A 17,496-nucleotide genomic window follows, 5' to 3' on the forward strand; every position below is an offset into this window, starting at 1 on the left:
TGACCTCCCGACCGGTCCGGTACCGGTGCCCCCCGCTGGATACACCCTGCGGTGACCCTGGAACCCGGGCCCGCCTGTGATCCGGGTCACAGCACTGGTCCGGGCGCTGGCGCGCTCCGGCGGTCCTTGACACGCTTCTACAACGTTGTAACGCTCGCTTCCGTCCCGAGGAGACCCCATGCGTGTTCCCCCGGCGCCCCCGGCGACACCCGCCGCCCACCCCGTGCCCAGCGGCGACGACGAGGTGCCGGTCGAGGCACTCGGCGACCTCTACCGCGACGGCATCACCGCCTGCCGGGGCGCCTTCGACCCGGCCTGGGTGGAGCAGGTCGGCAACGATGTGGCCGTCGCGTTCGAGGAGGCGCGCTCCCGACCCGACGCCGCGGTCGGTCGCGGCCCGCAGCGCTGGTACGTGGAGATCCATCCGGAGCAACTCCGCGGCTTCGTCGAGCTGGTCAGCCACCCGTGGGTGGTGTCGGTCTGCCGGGCGGTGCTCGGCCCGGAGTACGAGATCGTCGAACTGGGTTTCGACATCCCCTTTCCCGGGGCGGCGATGCAGCCCTGGCACCGGGACTTCCCGATGCCGGAGGACACCCGGCGGCAGCGGCGGCTCACCTCGCTGGCGTTCAACCTGACCACCGTGGACACGGTGGAGGAGATGGGGCCGTTCGAGATCGCCCCCGGCACACAGTGGGACGACGACGTCGACTTCGACCACGAGATGTTCCCGCCCCGGGAGCGCTACCCCCGCTACCAGCAGCGGGCCGTGCGCAAGTACCCGCGGCGCGGGGACATCTCCGCCCGGTCGGCGCTGACCATCCACCGCGGCACCCCGAACGTCTCCCGGTCGGCCCGCCCGGTGCTGGTGCTCGGCGTGGACGCCCCCGGCGCGGGCAACGCCGCCCACCACGACATGGCCATCACCCACGGCTACTGGAAGCGCCTGCCGGCGTTGGTCCGGGAGCACCTGCCCTGCCCGGTGGTGGACCGGCTGGAGCCGATCCGGCAGAAGCACACCATCGAGGGTCTGGTGATGGGCGCTGCCGAGTAACCGCCGGTCCGGCCGGCCGGGCGGTCCCGGCCGCCCCGCGGAGGCGCGCACCATGATCGACCGCCTAGACTCGGCGCGGCTCGACCGACCGGCGGATGGATCAGGCAGATGACGAGCACCGTCAGCGACGACCGTGGCTGGCTGCGGGCGTTGCCCGCCGACGGTGAGCAGGACGCGCTTCTCACCCGCGCCGGTCACCGGGTGTACCCGGCGCGCCGGCTCAGCGAACTGGTCCAGGGGCGTCCGCCCGGTGTCACCGGCAGCCAGTGGAGTTCGGCCAGCCGGGCCGGCTTCGACCTCGTGGTGTGCGCCGCCGACACCGGCCGGCCGGTCGTCGCCGTGGAGATCGGCCCGGTCCCGGCCGCTGGCTCCGCGGAGCAGCGGGCCGAGCGACTCAAGGACGCGGTGAGCGCGGCGGTCGGGCTGCCCGTGCTGCGGATCGGCTCGCCAACCCTGCGCGCGGCGGAGCACGGCCGACGCCTGGTGGAGTACGTGATCGACGCGCGGGACTACGCGGCGGGCGGCGCCGGGGACGAGCTGAACCCGGTGGACTTCCGGGACATTCTCGGCCGGCTGCCGGACGGGCGGACCGGGCCGGTCAACGACCTTGGCGCGCTGGCCCGTGCGGCGGCGGTCGAGGCGTACGTCGCCCGGCGGCTGGCCGACCCGATCGTGCGGGGGCTGCACGTGAGCTGGGCGGACGGCCCGGCGCAGGGGTGGAGCTGGGTGCAGGTGCGCCCGGACGCGTGCCTGGTCGAGCGGGTGTCGGTGACCGAACAGCGCTTTTCCTGCGGTGTCGACGCGGCCCGGTTGGCCGAGGACCTCGCCACGGTCGCCGTCGGGGAACGGCTGCGCGCCGCCGGACCCGTCGACCCGGACCTGCTGCCGCGCGTCGAGCTCACCGCGGAGATCGTCGCGCTGAGCCGGCGCCGGCATGAACTGGTGGGCGGTTTCGCGTTCGACCACCTCTGCGTCGACTGATCCGTCACCCACCGCATCCGGTCGACCCTTCCCGCACGGCTCGCGCCAGATCCGGCAATTTCCTGTGCGTCGGTTGAACCTTCCCGCGCACCGTCCCGTACTCCTGCGCGAATGAAGAGGATCTCCCATCCGCGTCGACGGGACGCGGGAGACGGTGCGGAAAGGGCATCGTCGGCCATCGACACGTCACCGGGTAGGTCGCGGTGGTCGTCGCCGTGGCGTGCCATCTCACATCCGTCGGTCCGCCGAGGGCAGGAATCCACTACCGGATCGAGAAGGAGAGCAATTCGATGCGCAGGTCCACACGGGCGCGCCGGTCATCCGGCAACGCGCGGAGCAAGCGTCTGCTGGCCGTTGTCGGCACGCTCGTGGTCTTCGGCGGAGTAGTCGCCGTGACCCAGATTTCGTCGGCCCAGGACCGGCGGCCGAACAATCCCCGGCCGGCCTCTGGACAGTGTGTGCAGCCGAGCCCGGGCGCCACCGCGCCGAATGGCGGCGGCTCAACCACCCGGACGTGGCAGAACGGTCGCTGGGTGCGTAACCACTGGGGTGACGGGCAGCAGTCGGTGCCCGAGTGTGAGGACGGCAAGGACGGCACGGTCGGCAGCGGCTCGGCCATCGCCTGCCCGGACGTGACGGCCAAGCTGCCGCAGGTGCCGGACCGGGCCCGGGCCGAGGTGGACCGCAACCTCGCCCAGTTGCAGACCCAGATCGCCGAGGCCGACCGCCGGCTGGCCGCCGAGGGCAGCAAGGGCGAAGCCTTCATCCGCAACGCGATCCTGCAGCCGCTGGCGGCCAAGCGGCGCGCGGTGCTGAGCCGCATCACGACCGCCATCGACCGTGTCGGGCCACGCCCGCAGGGTCTGGCGCAGCTCGCCGAATGCCAGGTGCAGCCGACCGGCAACAGCGGTGGTGGCAACAACGGCGGCGGTGACAGTGGCGGTGGCAACAGTGGCGGTGGCGACAATGGCGGCGGTGACAACGGCGGCGGTGACAACGGCGGCGGCAACGCTCCCGGCGCCGGGCTCGGCGTGCTGGCCAACAACTGCGACGAGAGCCAGCTCCAGCCGCACGACGGCTTCCAGACCGGCAACCGCTGCGTGAGCACCGAGTTCGGTGAGGTCGGCGCGGCCGCCAACAACCCCTCGCTGCTGATCACCCAGTTCCCCGACCAGGTCGGCCAGAACCAGGCCTTCACCCTGCGGGTCAGCACCCGCAACCTGATCCGGGACCGCTTCCTGGCCGCCGGCCAGGGCGGGTACTACGTGGAGAGCTCGCTGCTCAACGACCAGGGCCTGGTCCGTGGACACTTCCACACCGCCTGCCGGATGCTGGACAGCCTCACCACTCCGCCGGAGCCGCAGGAGGTGCCCGCGTTCTTCGTCGCCACCGAGGACGGGCGCGGTAGTGCCCAGCCGGACGAGGTGACCATCCAGATCCCGGGTCTGCCCGAGACGGGCACCGCGCAGTGCGCCGTATGGGCCGGTGACGGCTCGCACCGTCTGCCGATGATGGAGAGGGCCAACCAGACCCCGGCGTTCGATGCGGTGCGTATCGAGGTCAACTGAGTCGGAAACAGATCGAGCCGACCAACGGCGGCCGGTCACCGGGGCGGACAGCCCAGGTGACCGGCCGCCGCGTGTCTTTCCGGGCGAGGAGGCCGGCGAAAAATCTGACGGGGCCACGCCGTTGCCGGCGAGACCCCGTCCCCATGTCGTTCGGTCAGCGGCTCTTGTACGCCTCGACGACCTCGACCGGGATCCGGCCCCGCTCGGATATCTTGTAGCCGTTCTTGACGGCCCATTCCCGGATGGCCCGGTTCTGCTCCCGATCCATTCCGGCGCCGCTGGGCCGCCCCGGCCGCCGAACTGTCCGGGTGTTCTCCACCGGGCCCCGGCCGATCCGCCGACCCGCATTGATGTACGGATCCAGCGTCTTGCGCAGGACGCCCGCATTCTCGTCCGAGACATCGATCGTGTAGGCCACGCCGTCAAGACTGAACTCGACGGTCCGGTCGGCCTTCCCACCGTCGAGGTCGTCGGTCAGCACCGTGATTACTTTTCTCGCCATTGCCGATTACTCCCTGTGTGTGGCGGGATGTGTCCAAAGTCTGACCTATCACCACGGGAATCCGCAACAATATGCGTCCCATTCATTTCGGCGCGTCGCGATTTCACGCTCGCAAAACCGCGAACGGAAGCTGAATCGTGGGGTCCGCCTCATTCGCCGAGCAGGCCGGCGTGTCCGGCGACGGCGGCGGCCTCCGCCCGGTTGGACACCCGCAGCTTGCGCAGCAGTGCGGCGGTCATCCGTTTCACCGTCCGCTCCGAGACGTGCAGTTCCTCGGCGATGTCGACGGTGTTGCGACCGGCGGCGATCGCCCGCAGCAGCCGACGCTCCTCGCCATCGAGGTCGACCGGTGCGGCGCGCGACGGTCGCAGAACGGCGCGCAGCAGCTCGGCCGGCAGCACCGCCCAGCCGTCGAGGATGGCGACCAGCGGGGGGAGCAGCTCCTCCGGCTCACTGGTCTTCGGCAGGAACCCCTCGGCGCCGGCCCGCAGCGCCTCCAGCGCGGGCGCCGGGTCCGAGGAACCGGACATCGCGACCACTCGTACGCGAGGGGTCGTCCGCCGGATCGCGGCCACCGCCCGGATGCCGCCGGGTGGTGGCATGTGCAGGTCGACCAGGGCCAGGTCGGGGCGGCAACGGCTGACCAGGGCGGCCGCGGCGGCGGCGTCGCCGGTCGAGCCGACCACCTCGGCGCGGCCGTCGGTGGTCGCCGCGAGCAGCAACTCGAGGCCGCGGACGAAGAGGGGGTGATCGTCCACGACGGCGAGTCGGATGGTGGCGGCGTCCGGCATGTCTGCGCCGTTCCCCAGCGGGTACTGATCATGCGGGTACGCACCGAACGAGGGGAGTCGAGTGGATGCGCGCACGGAGCGGTTTGCACGGCCTGCTGCGAGGATTGCGCCGGACCGAGCCCGTACCCGGTGAGCTGCGACCTTCGGCGGCCGACTCCGAGTTGCTGCTGCGCGTGCTGTGTCACGAGTTCCGTACCCCGGTCAGCACCCTGACCTCGTTGACCCGGGCGCTCGCCGACGAACGCCGGGAGCTGACCGGCGCGGACCGGCGGGCCATCACCGAGCTGGCCCGCGATCAGGCCGCCCACCTGCAGAGCCTGCTGCGCGGCGCGACCGCCGGCACCGGGGCGCTGGCGTTGGCTCCCCAGCCGGAGCCGCTCGTACCGCTGGCCGGGATCCTGCGCGAGGCCGCCGCGCTGGTGCCGGCGTACCGGCGGCGGGCGCGGGCCACCCGGCGCGCCGGCTCCTGCCCGGTGCCGTCCGGCCGGACCCGGCAGGTGCTGGTGAACCTGGTGGAGAACGCCGTGCGGCACGGGCCGGCGGAGGGGCAGGTCGGCCTCCACGCCGAGCTGGGCCGCCGCGGGCTGAGCATCCTGGTCACCGACGAGGGGCGGGTGGACGACGCGCTGCTGGCCGCGATGCGCCGCCCGGCGCCGGCGGTCGGGATGTCCGGCCTCGGTCTCTGGATCGTGCGGCAGTTGTTGGCGGCGGACGGGGGAGTGCTGCGGGCGCACCGGTTGCGGCCGCGTGGTGTGGCGCTGGAGGTGCTGCTGCCGGTGGTCCGCCCGGTGCGCTGACCCCGCGGGGACACGGGTTGGCCCGGCCGGGTCACCGGGGTGGGGATCCTCCTCGCGCCAGCTCCCGGCAGCGAGGAGGACCCGATGTTCGGCCACGTCAAGGACCTGCAGTTCGAGGCCAAGCCGGACGGCCCGGACGCCGCGTTCGCCCGCCGCTTGCAGGAGATCCTGGGCGGCAAGTGGGGCGAGATGACCGTCGCCAACCAGTACCTCTACCAGGGCTGGAACTGCCGGCTGCCCGGCAAGTACAAGGACCTGCTGCTCGACGTCGGCACCGAGGAGATGGGCCATGTCGAGATGATCGCCACCATGATCACCCGCCTGTTGGAGAACGCCCCACTGTCACTGCAGGAAGCCGCCGACGACAACCCGATGGTCGCCGCGGTCTACGGCGGGTCGAACCCGGCGCACTTCATCCACGGTGGTGGCGGCGCCCTGCCCACCGACAGCAACGGCATGCCCTGGAACGGCGCGTTCATCACCGCCAGCGGCAATCTGATGGCCGACTTCCAGCTCAACGTCACCGCGGAGGCGCAGGGCCGCCTGCAGGTGGCCCGGCTGTTCAACATGACCGACGACCCCGGGGTCAAGCAGATGCTGCGCTTCCTTTTGGCCCGCGACACCATGCACCAGAACATGTGGATGGCCGCCATCGAGCAGCTCAAACAGGACGGCCTGGAGGAGATGCCGGTGCCGGACGCCTTCACCGACTCCCCGCAGTTCACCGACGAGTTCAGCTACACCTACCTGGACTTCTCTCCCGGCCGGGACGCCGCGCGGGGCCGCTGGGCCTCCGGCCCCACCCCGGACGGCAGGGGCGAGTTCCGATACGACGACAACCCCCGCGCACACGCCCCCGAGCCGGTGCTCGCACCCGGCGACCCCCGCCTGTACGGCACCAACCCGGATCTGGCGGACGAACTGCTCGACGACGGCGCCACCTGACGCCGACGTGCCCGCCGCTCGCCCGTACCCCGAAGGAGGAACGATGCCGTCGGTCGCCGCACCCACCCGGGAGGCCGGTGTGGTCCCCGTGGCCCGCACCCGGATGAAGCTGGCGGTCTTCGCCGGGTTGACCCTGCTCGCCGCCGGCGCCGGGCTGCCCGGCCGGATCGTGGTCGCCCTGGCCGTGATCAGCCTGGCGATTCCGCTCGCCGTGGCGGTGGCCGGTGGCGGGCGGCTGGCGCGTGAGCTGCTGTTTCCGGTCCGTCGTCCGACGCGGGACAGTGGTCTGGGTCACAGTCCGGAACAAGGGGAACGCTTTGTTACTTGAGTGAGACACGCTCAAGTCAACGCGATAGCAGGTGTTCGATGGCAACTCTTCCGGTACTTCCCCTGACCGACGCCGTTCTGCTGCCCGGCATGGTCATCCCGGTGACCCTCGACCCGACCACCCAGGCCGCGATCGACGCGGCGCGGGCGACCGGCGACCGCAAGCTGCTGGCCGTGCCGCGTATCGACGGTGAGTACGGCCCGGTCGGTGTGGTCGCAACCATCGAGAAGGTCGGCCGGCTGCCCGATGGTGAGCCAGCCGCCGTCGTCCGTGGCCTGTCCCGGGCCCGGATCGGCTCTGGCGTGCCCGGCCCCGGCGCCGCACTCTGGGTCGAGGCGACCGAACTCGACGAACCCGCTCCCGCCGGCCGCGCCCGGGAACTCGCCCGCGAGTACCGCGCCCTGGTGACCTCCGTGCTCCAGCAGCGTGGCGCCTGGCAGGTCATCGACGCGGTGGAGCGGATGACCGACCTGTCCGAGCTGGCCGACTCGGCCGGCTACGCGCCCTGGCTGACCCTGGAGCAGAAGACCGAGCTGCTCGCCGCGCCGGACGTCACCGCCCGGCTGGAGCTGCTGGTCGGCTGGGTGAAGGCGTACCTGGCCGAGCAGGAGGTCACCGAGCAGATCAACAGCGACGTCCGCGAGGGGCTGGAGAAGTCCCAGCGGGAGTTCCTGCTCCGCCAGCAGCTCGCCGCGATCCGCAAGGAACTGGGTGAGGACGAGCCGGACGGCTCGGCCGACTACCGGTCCCGGGTCGAGGGCGCCGACCTGCCGGAGAAGGTCCGCGAGGCGGCCCTGCGCGAGGTCGGCAAGCTGGAGCGGGCCAGTGACGCCTCCCCGGAGGCCGGCTGGATCCGCACGTGGCTGGACACCGTGCTCGAGATGCCGTGGGGCACGCGTACGCAGGACAACACCGACCTGGCCGCGGCGCGGGCGGTGCTCGACGCCGACCACGCCGGCCTGGCCGACGTGAAGGACCGCATCCTGGAGTACCTCGCGGTGCGCAACCGCCGGGCCGAGCGCAACCTCGGCGTGGTCGGCGGTCGCGGCTCCGGCGCGGTGCTGGCCCTCGCCGGTCCGCCCGGGGTCGGCAAAACCAGCCTCGGCGAGTCCGTCGCCAGGGCGCTCGGCCGCAACTTCGTGCGGGTGTCGCTCGGCGGCGTCCGTGACGAGGCGGAGATCCGCGGTCACCGGCGCACCTACGTGGGCGCGCTGCCCGGCCGGATCGTCCGCGCGCTGCGTGAGGCCGGCTCGATGAACCCGGTCGTGCTCCTCGACGAGGTGGACAAGCTGGCCGCAGGCTACGCCGGCGACCCGGCCGCCGCGCTGCTGGAGGTGCTCGACCCGGCGCAGAACCACACCTTCCGGGACCACTACCTGGAGGTCGACCTGGACCTGTCCGACGTGCTCTTCCTGGCCACCGCCAACGTGGTGGAGACCATCCCCGGTCCACTGCTGGACCGGATGGAGCTGGTCACCCTGGACGGGTACACCGAGGACGAGAAGGTCGCCATCGCCCGGGACCACCTGCTGCCCCGGCAGCGGGAGCGGGCCGGGCTGACCGTCGAGGAGGTCAGCGTCGCCGACGAGGCTCTCGCGCTGATCGCGGGGGAGTACACCCGGGAGGCCGGCGTCCGGCAGCTGGAGCGTGCCCTCGCCAAGATCCTGCGCAAGGTGGCGGTGGCGCTGGCGACGGACCCGGCGCCGGTACGCGTCGACACCGGCAACCTCGCCGACTACCTGGGCCGGCCGAAGTTCACCCCGGAGTCGGCCGAGCGCACCGCGGTGCCGGGTGTGGCCACCGGCCTCGCCGTCACCGGCGCCGGCGGGGACGTGCTCTTCATCGAGGCGACCAGCATGGAGGGCGAGCCGGGCCTGACCCTGACCGGCCAGCTCGGTGACGTGATGAAGGAGTCGGCACAGATCGCCCTGTCGTACCTGCGCTCCAACGGGCGGCGTTTCGGCATCGACCCGAACGTTCTGGCCGGACGTCGGATCCACGTCCACTTCCCGGCGGGCGCGGTGCCCAAGGACGGCCCGAGCGCCGGCATCACCATGGTGACGGCCCTGGCGTCGCTGGTCACCGGTCGTCCGGTCCGCCCCGAGTTTGGAATGACCGGCGAGGTGACGCTCTCCGGTCGGGTCCTGCCGATCGGCGGGGTGAAGCAGAAGCTGCTCGCCGCGCACCGGGCCGGCCTCACCGAGGTGATCATCCCGGCGCGCAACGAGCCGGACCTGGACGACCTGCCGGCCGAGGTGCGCGAGGCGCTGACCGTGCACACCCTGGCCGACGTGTCCGACGTGCTCGCCCTGGCGCTGCGCCCGGCCGACGTGAAGGCGCTGGACGGTCCGGCTCTCTTCGCGGCCTGACCCAACACCACAGCGACCCCCGCCGTCTCTCCGACGGCGGGGGTCACTGCTGTGCCGCACGGGGCTACTGTCTCGCTTGAACCCTCAACTACCTCTCCGCCGCGAGGCGGTACCCCCGGAGGAAACCCCCCGTGAATCTGGTGCTCTGGATCATCCAGATCCTGCTCGCCGTCGTCTTCGCCGGCGCCGGCACGGCCAAACTGACGCAGCCCAAGGACAAGCTGCGCGACCTGATGCGCTGGGTGGACCCGGTCCCGCCGCACCAGGTCAAGGCGCTCGGCGCCGCCGAGCTGCTGGCCGCCGTCGGGCTGGTGCTTCCGCCGCTCACCGGCATCGCCACCGTGCTCACCCCGCTCGCGGCGGTCGGCCTGGTCATCGTCATGATCGGCGGCATCCTGGTGCACCTGCGCGACATGAAGAGGCAGGACACCGACGACCGGCGCCGGACGGAGCTGCAGGGCGCCGTGACCTGCACGGTGCTGCTCGTCCTCGCCGCGGTCGTGGCGTGGGGCCGGTTCGGCCCGTACTCCTTCTGATCCTTGCGCCGGCGACCGTCGTACCCGACGGTCGCCGGCGGTCGTTCAGCGGTCGCCGCCGCGGTCCCGGCGCACGGTGGCCCTGCGGCCCTTGATGGTGCTGGAGCGCAACCCGGAGATCACCTCGTCGGCCACGCCCTGCGGCACCTCCACCAGCGAGAACCGGTCGGCGATCTCGATCGAGCCGATGTCCCGGCCGCTGATCCCGGTCTCCCCGGTGATCGCGCCGACCAGGTCCTGCGGGCGCACCCCGGCGCGACGGCCCAGGCCGACGAAGACCTGGACGGTGTTGCCGGCCATCCGTGGCCGACCGCCACCGCGCCGATCGCCGCCCCGACCGCCGGCCTCGGGCCGGCCCTCGCGCGGGCCGCGCACCGGCGCCTGCGGAATCTCCTCCTCGTCGTCCGAGCCCGGGGAGGTCACCTCGTGTGCCAGCTTCACCGCGGCGAGGGCCACCTCCATCAGGTCGAACTCGTCCGTCAGCGTCTCCACGATCACCCGGAACGGGTCGAGGTCGTCCTCCAGCAGGCTCTCCCGCAGCGCCGCCTGGGTCAGCTCCAGCCGGCGGGTACGCATGTCCGCCACCGTCGGGATCTTGTCGATGGTGATCCGCTGACCGGTCACCCGCTCGATGGTCTTCAGCATCCGGTGCTCGCGCGGCTCGGCGAGGGTGATCGCCACGCCCTCGCGCCCGGCCCGGCCAACCCGGCCGATCCGGTGCACGTACGACTCCGGCGCCGACGGCACGTCGTAGTTGACCACGTGGGTGAGCTGCTCGATGTCCAGCCCGCGGGCCGCCACGTCGGTGGCGACCAGCAGGTCGGCGGTGCCGGCCCGCAGCCGCCCCATCACCCGGTCCCGCTGCTCCTGGCTCATCCCGCCGTGCAGCGCCTCGGAGCGGTAGCCCCGGCCGTTCATCGTCTCGGTCAGCCGGTCCACCTCCTCCCGGCTGCGGCAGAACACGATCGCCGCGGTGGGCGACTCCACGTCCAGCACCCGGCCCAGCGCGGCGGGCTTGTGCGCCCGGGTCACGATGTACGCGCTCTGCCGCACCCGGGGCGCCTCGCCGGCCACCGGCTGCTCCCGGCCGATCTCGATGCGCACCGGATCGCGCAGGTGCTGCCGGGCCATCCCGTCGATGCGGGACGGCATCGTGGCCGAGAAGAGCACGGTCTGGCGCTGCGCCGGCGCGTGCTCCAGGATCGCCTCGATGTCCTCGGCGAAGCCCATGTCGAGCATCTCGTCGGCCTCGTCGAGCACCACCGTGGCCAGCCCACCCAGCCGCAGCGTGCCCCGGGCGATGTGATCGAGGGCCCGCCCCGGGGTGGCCACCACCACGTCCACCCCGCTGTCCAGTGCCCGCAGCTGCCGCCCGATCGGCTGCCCACCGTAGATCGGCAGCACCCGGGCGCCCAGGTCCTTGCCGTAGCGGTGGAACGCCTCGGACACCTGCACCGCCAGCTCCCGGGTAGGCACCAGCACCAACGCGACCGGGTCCCCGCCGTCGCCGTGAGCCGGCATCCGGTGCAGCAGCGGCAGCGCGAACGCCGCCGTCTTGCCGGTGCCGGTGGCCGCCTGGCCCAGCAGGTCCCGACCCTCCAGCAGCGGTGGGATCGCCTCCCGCTGGATGGGCGTCGGCTCCTCGTAACCGAGAGCGGACAGCGCGCCCAGCAGTTCGGTGCGCAGCCCCAGCTCCGTGAAGGCGTTCGCCTCGTCGGTGCCGTCGGGGGTGGTGTCGGTCGGTGCGTCGTGCTGTGCAGGTGCGGAACTCATGCGCCAAGCCTTTCATCACGCCGCCGCACCCGCTGCGGCGACCGGCACAACGCGCCGCGGGAGGACCTGCCGCCCGCCGCCCCGTGCCGGCGGGCGCTCCGTTCACCCGGTGGTCAGGATCGCCAGGATCACGGTGACCCCCACAACCGCGTCGAGTACCCCACACCACTCGGCGTAGCCGCGCGGCACCACCCGCCCGATGCGGTGGTGGACCAGGTCCCAGGCGGCGTGCGCCAGCCAACCGAACGCCACCAGCCACGCGGCGGTCCGTCCGCCGGCCGTCACCGCGACCAGGGTAAGGGTGACCCAGCCGGCCAGGCCGAGCAGTTGGGTGGTGAGCACGCCCGGTCCGCGCAGTGTGCCGCGGGCCAGACCGATCACCAGGTAGCCGCCGGGGCAGCACCAGCATCGCCCACGGGGTGAGTACGCCCGGGTCGACCCAGTTGTCCACGGTCATCAGCAGCGCCAGCCCGGTCGGCCACCGGCGGGCGATCGCCACCACGGCCGGATGCCGGCGTACGGGCACCGGGGCCTCGTGACGGTGTCGCACCGCCACCAGCACCATCGCCGGCACCATCAGCAGGTGGCCGCCGAGCAGCATCGCGTCGGCGTCCAGCAGGCCGGCCCACATCGGCGCGAAGAGCAGCAGGAACGGGACGTACATCGCGGCGGCCATCTCGCCGACCGCGAGCCAGCGATGCGCGCGGTAGCGCATCCAGACCGTCATGCCGATGGTCATGTCGGTGGCCATCACCAGGGCGGCCACCTCCGGCCGGCCCAGCGGGCCGGCGAGCCCCAGCGCGGCGCCGGCCGCGTCCCACAACGGGCCGAGCAGCAGCATCCCGGCGACCATGGCGAGCGCCATCTCGGCGAGGTGCCGCAGCAGGTGCCGCGTGCCGCCGCCCGCCACGGTGGCGGGCGTCGTGCCCGGCGGTGCCGGCCGCTCGGCTGGCAGCGGCCCGGTCGGCGGTACGGCGAGAGCGTCAATGTCTGTCCGTGTCATCTCCATGCCGTCCACCCTGGTGGTGTACGCGAGCAGCCGGCAGTTCCATCCGTCACCGGAAAACCGTGCGGACTGCACGGCTCGACCGTGACATCCGCTGGGGTGGACCGGGCGCGGAGCGGCCCTAGTATCGGTGCCGTGGCGAGCGAGGCGGTGACTCCCCGGGCGGACCGGCGGCTGCACCGGGCCCGGCAGGCGACTCTGCTGTCGCTGGCCACCGGAGTGTGGGCGAGCGTGCTGCTGCCCGCGGTCGGCCTGACCCGCGATCCCGATCCCGGCCGCGTCTCCTTCGGCGCGGCCGGCATCCTCGCCTTCGCGGCCGCTCAGACCGCCGTGCTGTACGCCGCCGTGACGCCGTGGCTCGACCACCGCTGGCGGCGTCGGGCACAGCTCAGCCTGGCCGGGGTGGCGGTGCTGACCGTCCCGCTGGTGGGGCCGGTGGCGGCAGGTGTCTGGCCGACCTGGGCCTGGCTCGGCGCGTCCCTGATCGGCATGGCCCCGCTGCTGGTCCGGCTCCCGGCCGCGGTGGCGGTGGCGGTCGGCGCCCTGCTGGCGTCGGCGGGAGTGGCCTGGTGGACCGACGGCTCCGTCGGGCGCCACCTGGCTGTCACCGGCGGGATCGGGCTGTCCGTCGCCGCGGTCAACTGGTTCCAGGTCTGGTTCTGGGACCTGCTCGTGGAGGCTCGACAGGGGCAGGCCGCCCGCGCCCGGCTGGCCGCCGCCGAGGAGCGTCTGCGCTTCGCCCGCGACGTGCACGACGTGCTGGGCCACAACCTCACCGTGATCGCGTTGAAGGCCGAACTCGCCGCCCGGCTGGCCCCGATCGACCCCGAACGGGCCGGCCAGGAGGCCACCGACGTCCAGCGGCTCGCGGCATCCGCGCTGACCGAGGTACGGGAGACCGTGCACGGCTACCGGACCGTCGACCTCGGCGAACAGCTGGCCGCCGTGGCGGGCGTCCTGCGCTCCTGTGGGGTGCGCTGCACGGTGCCTCAGCCACCGGCCGACCTGCCGCAGGCCGCCGCCACCGAGCTGGCCGCCGTGCTGCGTGAGGCGGGGACGAACGTGCTGCGGCACAGTCGCGCCGGCTGGTGCCGGATCAGCATCGACCGGGAGGACGACGTGGCCAGGATGACGGTGGCCAACGACGGCGCCGACGACCGTGGTCCGGACGCGCACAGCCACGGCCTGCGAGGGCTCGCCGAACGGCTCGCGGCCGCCGGAGGGGAGCTGCGGGTGCGCCGCGAGGACGCGGTGTTCACCCTGGAAGCCATCCTGCCGGTGGTTCCGTGATCCGCGTCCTGCTCGCCGACGACGAGGAGCTGATGCGGGTGGCCGTCGCCGCGCTGCTCGGGCTGGAACCGGACATCGAGGTCGTGGCCCAGGCCGCCGAGGGCCGGGCCGCGGTCGACGCAGCGCTCGCGCATCGTCCCGACGTGGCCGTGGTGGACCTGGAGATGCCCGGCCTGAACGGCATCGAGGTGGCCGCCGAGCTGACCCGGGCACTGCCGGCCTGCGCGGTGGTGGTGTTGACGGGGCACGGCCGGCCGGGGCACCTGCGGCAGGCGTTGACGGCGGGCGCGCGGGGATTCCTGCCCAAGGGCTCGCCGGGCGGGGCGCTCGCCGACGTGATCCGCCGGGTGCACGGCGGCGGCCGGTACGTCGATCCGTCGCTCGCCGCCGACGCGCTGACCCTGCCCACCTGCCCGCTGACCCCCCGCGAGCTGGAGACCCTGCGGCTGGCCGAGTTCGGCGCCCCGGTGGCGGTGATCGCCCGCCGGGTGCACCTGTCCACCGGCACGGTGCGCAACCACCTCTCCGCCGCCGTGCAGAAGCTCGGGGCGGCCGACCGGTCGGAGGCGGTGCGCACCGCCCGGGACAACGGCTGGCTCTGACCGCGTCGCCGGCACGGTTACGGTGGCCTGGTGCGTACGGTGGAACTGGTCTGCTCGGCCGGGTTGGACGCGGCGGTCCGGTCCGCCTGGGACCGGTTGGCCGCGGCCGGGCTGCCCAGCCTGGCCCGCAACACCCACCCGACCAACCGGCCGCACCTGACCCTCGCCGCGGTGGACGAGTTCCCGCCCGGGGCCGAGCACCGCCTGACCGACCTGTTCGACGCCGCGCTGCCGGTGCCGGTCACGCTCGACCGCATCGTCGTTCTCGACGGCAGTGCGCCGTTGGTCTGGCTCGTGCGACCCACGCCGGCGCTGACCGCACTGCACGCCGCCGTCTGGGACGTGCTCGCCGACGCCGCCGGACATCGTCCGTGGCACGCGCCGGGTGGGTGGGTGCCGCACCTGAGCGTGGCGCTGCGGTTCCGCAACGCGGACCTGCGGCTGGCCCGCGCCGTCGCCGGCGGTCAGCGGCCGACGGGCGCGTTCGTCGGGGCCCGTAGCTACGACGGCACCGACCGGTCGGTGGCACCGCTGACGCGCCGGCAGATCTGATCCCGCGCGACCGTCCTGTTCGGATGTGTCCACCGAGCCGCCATCTTCGTCGGCACCGGCCTCGGGGGGCCTCCGTCCTCGGGACGGAGGCCCCCCGACTGCGTCAGCGATAGAAGCGCAGGTAGTCGAACTCGGCGGTGACCGGCGGCTCGGCGCCGCCGTGCGCGACCAGCCCGATGCGCGGGGTGGTGTCGGCCGGGAAGGTCCACACCGCACCCCAGGTCCAGCTCCGCCCGTCCCGGCTGGAGCCGGCCCGGAACTCGTGCTCTCCGGTGGCCGGGTCGACGTGGTGCGCCAGCCGCAGCCAGGTGGTGGTGGCCGGGGTGCCGACGATGCTGCCGCCGTACACCGGCTGGCCGGCGAAGGGCAGCTCGTAGCCGTACTCGACCTGCCGGGTGTTCCAGATCGCCACCTGGGCCAGCCGGGCGAACCGGTCGTCGTCCACGTACGCGACCAGCCCGGCCTGCTGGTAGTTGCGGACCGTCTCCTCGCCCAGGTCCAGCGTCACCTTCGTCTCCGCCACGTAGTCGCCGCGCGGCGCGTCACGCAGCAGCAACCCTGCGGTGTTGCCGGTGCCGGTCAGGTCGGCGTTCTGCACCGGCCAGCGCAGCGCGCCGCCGGCGACGGTGGCCGCCGGATCCTCGCGCACCCACCGCCAGCCGCCGTCCAGCCCGTCGCCGAACTCGTCGGAGTACGCCCGCAGCGGCGCGCCGACCCGGGGCTCCGGCACCGCCCGCTTCGCCGGCTGGTACAGCCGGGCCACGCTGACGTTGTCGAACACGGCCGTGCCGCCCGTGGCGGCCAGTCCGGGGCGACCGGCGACCGGACGGTCCAGTCGCAGCGACACCACGGCGAGCTGATCACCGAGGCGGGCCGGGCTCAGCTCGGCGACCAGCTGCTGGCCGCGTACCTCGATGGCCAGGTTGTGCCGGGCGGCCAGGTCGAGCCCGGCGGGCAGCGGCGCGGTAGCACGCCGGTCGGCGTCGCTGGCCACCAGCCGGCCGCCGGCCGCGTCCACCCGGACCTCGACCCGGCCGCCGAGGGTGATCCCGGCGGTGGCCGCGCCGGTCAACCGCAGGTCGGCCTCCGCCCGCACGTCGCCGCCGACAGTGGTACGGCTGGACAGCGCGCCGCTGCCGGTGAGCTGACCGTCGGTGACCCGCCACTCGCCGGCGCCACGTCGCCAGCCGGACAGCCCGGCGGCGTCGAACCGGTCGTCGACCCGGCCGGTGGTCACCGGTGCGGGTCGGTTGCCCTCGGACGGGCCGGCGCCGGCGTTCACCGTCGGCCAGCCGTCGATCCAGTCGAGCCGGTCCAGCAGCATCGGGCGTTCGTTGATGCCGAACGGCTCGTCCAGGTACGGGTCGGCGCGGTCGATCGCGTGGTAGACGATCCAGTCCTGTCCGGACATGTCCGTGAGGAACCCGTTGTGCCCGGTGCCGATCCACCGGTTGCCGTTCTGGGTGAGCACCGGCGTGCCGCCGGCCCGGGACGCGGTCAGCGCGACCCCGTCGCGGTCGGTGAACGGGCCGCGCGGGCTGCGCGCGCGTCCGACCTGGACGGAGTAGCCGGTGGCGGGGCCGGCGCAGCAGTTCGCGGTGGAGGCGAACAGGTAGTACCAGCCGTCGTGGCGCAGCACGTAGCTGCCCTCGAACTTGTTGTCGATGGCCACCAGGGTCGGTGTGCCGACCGCGGTGAGCCCGTCCGGGCTGAGCTCGGTGACCGAGATGCCGCCGTAGTAGCTGCCGTGGTAGAGGTAGCTGCGGCCGTCGACGTCGGTGAACTGGCTGGGGTCGATGGTCCACAGGTAGCCGCCACCACCACCGGGACGCGGGGCGACGACGGGTTCGGCGGCGAAGGTCCACGGCCCGGTCGGGGTGGGCGCGGTCGCCGCACCGATGGCGTAGTCGCTGCCCTCGGTGGAGACGGTGGTGTCGGTGACTGTCACGTACATGACCCACCGGTCGCCGAGGCGGCGCACGTCCGGCGCCCAGAATGCCGCGCCGGGCGCCGCGTACGGCGGGCGCTGGTCGGGGCCGAACGCGTCGCCGACGTACGTCCAGTCGACCAGGTCGGCCGAGCGGGCGGTGGGCACCCGGTGGAACTCGCGCTCGCCCTCGCGGAGCGGGTCGGTGGTGCCGTAGGCGTACCAGAAGCCGTCGTCGCCGCGGACGATGACCGGGTCGGCGAAGGTGTCGCCGACGGCGGTCGAGATCGGGTTGCGGTAGCGGGACGGGCCGTCGGAGCCGGCGGCGGGAGCGGGTGCGGTCGCGGTCAGGATCAGACCGAGCGCGGCGGTGAGCGCGCCGCTACGGCGGAGATGTCGCATGTGGACCTGCCTCGGGGGGAGGTTGGCGGTGCATCGACAGGAGCGGTGTGTCCACCGTTTCTACAACGATGGATAC

Annotated in this window: 16 protein-coding genes; 11 read left to right on the top strand and 5 right to left on the bottom strand. The window is 73.3% G+C overall.

What is annotated here, in order from left to right:
- Nucleotides 1–178 precede the first annotated feature (178 nt).
- The 3 genes from ACWD5O_RS14900 to ACWD5O_RS14910 all read left to right on the top strand — a co-directional run bounded on the left by ACWD5O_RS14900 (nt 179) and on the right by ACWD5O_RS14910 (nt 3,600).
- Entirely contained in the window at nt 179–1,051 is an 873-nt protein-coding gene (locus ACWD5O_RS14900; RefSeq protein ID WP_450085613.1) for a phytanoyl-CoA dioxygenase family protein, read from the top strand.
- Between the two features lie 108 nt (nt 1,052–1,159).
- Nucleotides 1,160–2,032 carry a hypothetical protein gene (locus ACWD5O_RS14905; RefSeq protein WP_450085614.1) on the top strand — a complete coding sequence of 291 codons (873 nt, stop codon included), beginning with the start codon at nt 1,160–1,162 and terminating at the stop codon, nt 2,030–2,032.
- Between the two features lie 290 nt (nt 2,033–2,322).
- Nucleotides 2,323–3,600 carry a hypothetical protein gene (locus tag ACWD5O_RS14910; protein ID WP_450085615.1) on the top strand — a complete coding sequence of 426 codons (1,278 nt, stop codon included), beginning with the start codon at nt 2,323–2,325 and terminating at the stop codon, nt 3,598–3,600.
- Between the two features lie 154 nt (nt 3,601–3,754).
- Here the strand turns inward: ACWD5O_RS14910 and ACWD5O_RS14915 are convergent, their stop codons facing one another.
- Together ACWD5O_RS14915 and ACWD5O_RS14920 are read right to left on the bottom strand one after the other, a co-directional pair.
- A complete protein-coding gene (locus ACWD5O_RS14915; RefSeq protein WP_354962217.1) occupies nt 3,755–4,102 on the bottom strand; it encodes a histone-like nucleoid-structuring protein Lsr2 in 348 nt (115 codons plus the stop codon).
- Nucleotides 4,103–4,251: 149 nt separating this feature from the next.
- Nucleotides 4,252–4,893 carry a response regulator transcription factor gene (locus ACWD5O_RS14920; RefSeq protein ID WP_354962216.1) on the bottom strand — a complete coding sequence of 214 codons (642 nt, stop codon included), beginning with the start codon at nt 4,891–4,893 and terminating at the stop codon, nt 4,252–4,254.
- 65 nt (nt 4,894–4,958) lie between these two features.
- Here ACWD5O_RS14920 and ACWD5O_RS14925 point away from each other — a divergent pair, with 65 nt between their 5' ends.
- The 5 genes from ACWD5O_RS14925 (at nt 4,959) to ACWD5O_RS14945 (ending at nt 9,868) form a co-directional block, all read left to right on the top strand.
- Complete coding sequence (locus ACWD5O_RS14925; protein ID WP_354962215.1) at nt 4,959–5,690, top strand: sensor histidine kinase; 732 nt, start codon at nt 4,959–4,961, stop codon at nt 5,688–5,690.
- An 84-nt stretch (nt 5,691–5,774) separates the two neighbouring features.
- On the top strand, nt 5,775–6,635 hold the full coding sequence (locus ACWD5O_RS14930; RefSeq protein ID WP_450085616.1) for a manganese catalase family protein: 861 nt from the start codon (nt 5,775–5,777) through the stop codon (nt 6,633–6,635).
- A 43-nt stretch (nt 6,636–6,678) separates the two neighbouring features.
- The gene (locus ACWD5O_RS14935; protein WP_450085617.1) at nt 6,679–6,963 is read left to right on the top strand and encodes a hypothetical protein; all 285 of its coding nucleotides are present in this window, start codon (nt 6,679–6,681) and stop codon (nt 6,961–6,963) included.
- A 38-nt stretch (nt 6,964–7,001) separates the two neighbouring features.
- Entirely contained in the window at nt 7,002–9,332 is a 2,331-nt protein-coding gene (gene lon, locus ACWD5O_RS14940) for an endopeptidase La (protein WP_450085618.1), read from the top strand.
- A gap of 131 nt (nt 9,333–9,463) precedes the next feature.
- On the top strand, nt 9,464–9,868 hold the full coding sequence (locus tag ACWD5O_RS14945; RefSeq protein ID WP_450085619.1) for a DoxX family protein: 405 nt from the start codon (nt 9,464–9,466) through the stop codon (nt 9,866–9,868).
- Between the two features lie 45 nt (nt 9,869–9,913).
- Here the strand turns inward: ACWD5O_RS14945 and ACWD5O_RS14950 are convergent, their stop codons facing one another.
- Nucleotides 9,914–11,641: a DEAD/DEAH box helicase gene (locus tag ACWD5O_RS14950; RefSeq protein ID WP_450085620.1), complete on the bottom strand. Its 1,728-nt coding sequence runs from the start codon at nt 11,639–11,641 to the stop codon at nt 9,914–9,916.
- A gap of 102 nt (nt 11,642–11,743) precedes the next feature.
- A complete protein-coding gene (locus tag ACWD5O_RS14955; RefSeq protein ID WP_450085621.1) occupies nt 11,744–12,022 on the bottom strand; it encodes a hypothetical protein in 279 nt (92 codons plus the stop codon).
- A 760-nt stretch (nt 12,023–12,782) separates the two neighbouring features.
- Between ACWD5O_RS14955 and ACWD5O_RS14960 the strand changes: the two genes are divergently transcribed.
- The 3 genes from ACWD5O_RS14960 to ACWD5O_RS14970 are packed head-to-tail and all read left to right on the top strand — an operon-like array spanning nt 12,783 to nt 15,091.
- Nucleotides 12,783–13,937, top strand: coding sequence for a sensor histidine kinase (locus ACWD5O_RS14960; protein ID WP_450085622.1), 1,155 nt, complete (start codon nt 12,783–12,785; stop codon nt 13,935–13,937).
- The gene (locus tag ACWD5O_RS14965) at nt 13,934–14,539 is read left to right on the top strand and encodes a response regulator transcription factor (protein WP_354962206.1); all 606 of its coding nucleotides are present in this window, start codon (nt 13,934–13,936) and stop codon (nt 14,537–14,539) included. The genes ACWD5O_RS14960 and ACWD5O_RS14965 overlap by 4 nt, the downstream gene beginning before the upstream one ends.
- Nucleotides 14,540–14,569: 30 nt before the next feature.
- On the top strand, nt 14,570–15,091 hold the full coding sequence (locus tag ACWD5O_RS14970) for a 2'-5' RNA ligase family protein (protein ID WP_354962205.1): 522 nt from the start codon (nt 14,570–14,572) through the stop codon (nt 15,089–15,091).
- Between the two features lie 103 nt (nt 15,092–15,194).
- Here the strand turns inward: ACWD5O_RS14970 and ACWD5O_RS14975 are convergent, their stop codons facing one another.
- On the bottom strand, nt 15,195–17,420 hold the full coding sequence (locus tag ACWD5O_RS14975) for a family 43 glycosylhydrolase (RefSeq protein WP_450085623.1): 2,226 nt from the start codon (nt 17,418–17,420) through the stop codon (nt 15,195–15,197).
- Nucleotides 17,421–17,496 lie beyond the last annotated feature (76 nt).

This window comes from Micromonospora sp. NPDC005161 (assembly GCF_053599855.1).

Bases quoted from the DNA above. Each gene is read 5' to 3' on its own strand.
- ACWD5O_RS14925 (WP_354962215.1), top strand. From the start codon at position 4,959: ATGCGCGCACGGAGCGGTTTGCACGGCCTGCTGCGAGGATTGCGCCGG.
- ACWD5O_RS14910 (WP_450085615.1), top strand. From the start codon at position 2,323: ATGCGCAGGTCCACACGGGCGCGCCGGTCATCCGGCAACGCGCGGAGC.
- ACWD5O_RS14920 (WP_354962216.1), bottom strand. From the start codon at position 4,893: ATGCCGGACGCCGCCACCATCCGACTCGCCGTCGTGGACGATCACCCC.
- ACWD5O_RS14905 (WP_450085614.1), top strand. From the start codon at position 1,160: ATGACGAGCACCGTCAGCGACGACCGTGGCTGGCTGCGGGCGTTGCCC.
- ACWD5O_RS14935 (WP_450085617.1), top strand. From the start codon at position 6,679: ATGCCGTCGGTCGCCGCACCCACCCGGGAGGCCGGTGTGGTCCCCGTG.
- ACWD5O_RS14915 (WP_354962217.1), bottom strand. From the start codon at position 4,102: ATGGCGAGAAAAGTAATCACGGTGCTGACCGACGACCTCGACGGTGGG.
- lon (WP_450085618.1), top strand. From the start codon at position 7,002: ATGGCAACTCTTCCGGTACTTCCCCTGACCGACGCCGTTCTGCTGCCC.
- ACWD5O_RS14900 (WP_450085613.1), top strand. From the start codon at position 179: ATGCGTGTTCCCCCGGCGCCCCCGGCGACACCCGCCGCCCACCCCGTG.
- ACWD5O_RS14950 (WP_450085620.1), bottom strand. From the start codon at position 11,641: ATGAGTTCCGCACCTGCACAGCACGACGCACCGACCGACACCACCCCC.
- ACWD5O_RS14975 (WP_450085623.1), bottom strand. From the start codon at position 17,420: ATGCGACATCTCCGCCGTAGCGGCGCGCTCACCGCCGCGCTCGGTCTG.
- ACWD5O_RS14930 (WP_450085616.1), top strand. From the start codon at position 5,775: ATGTTCGGCCACGTCAAGGACCTGCAGTTCGAGGCCAAGCCGGACGGC.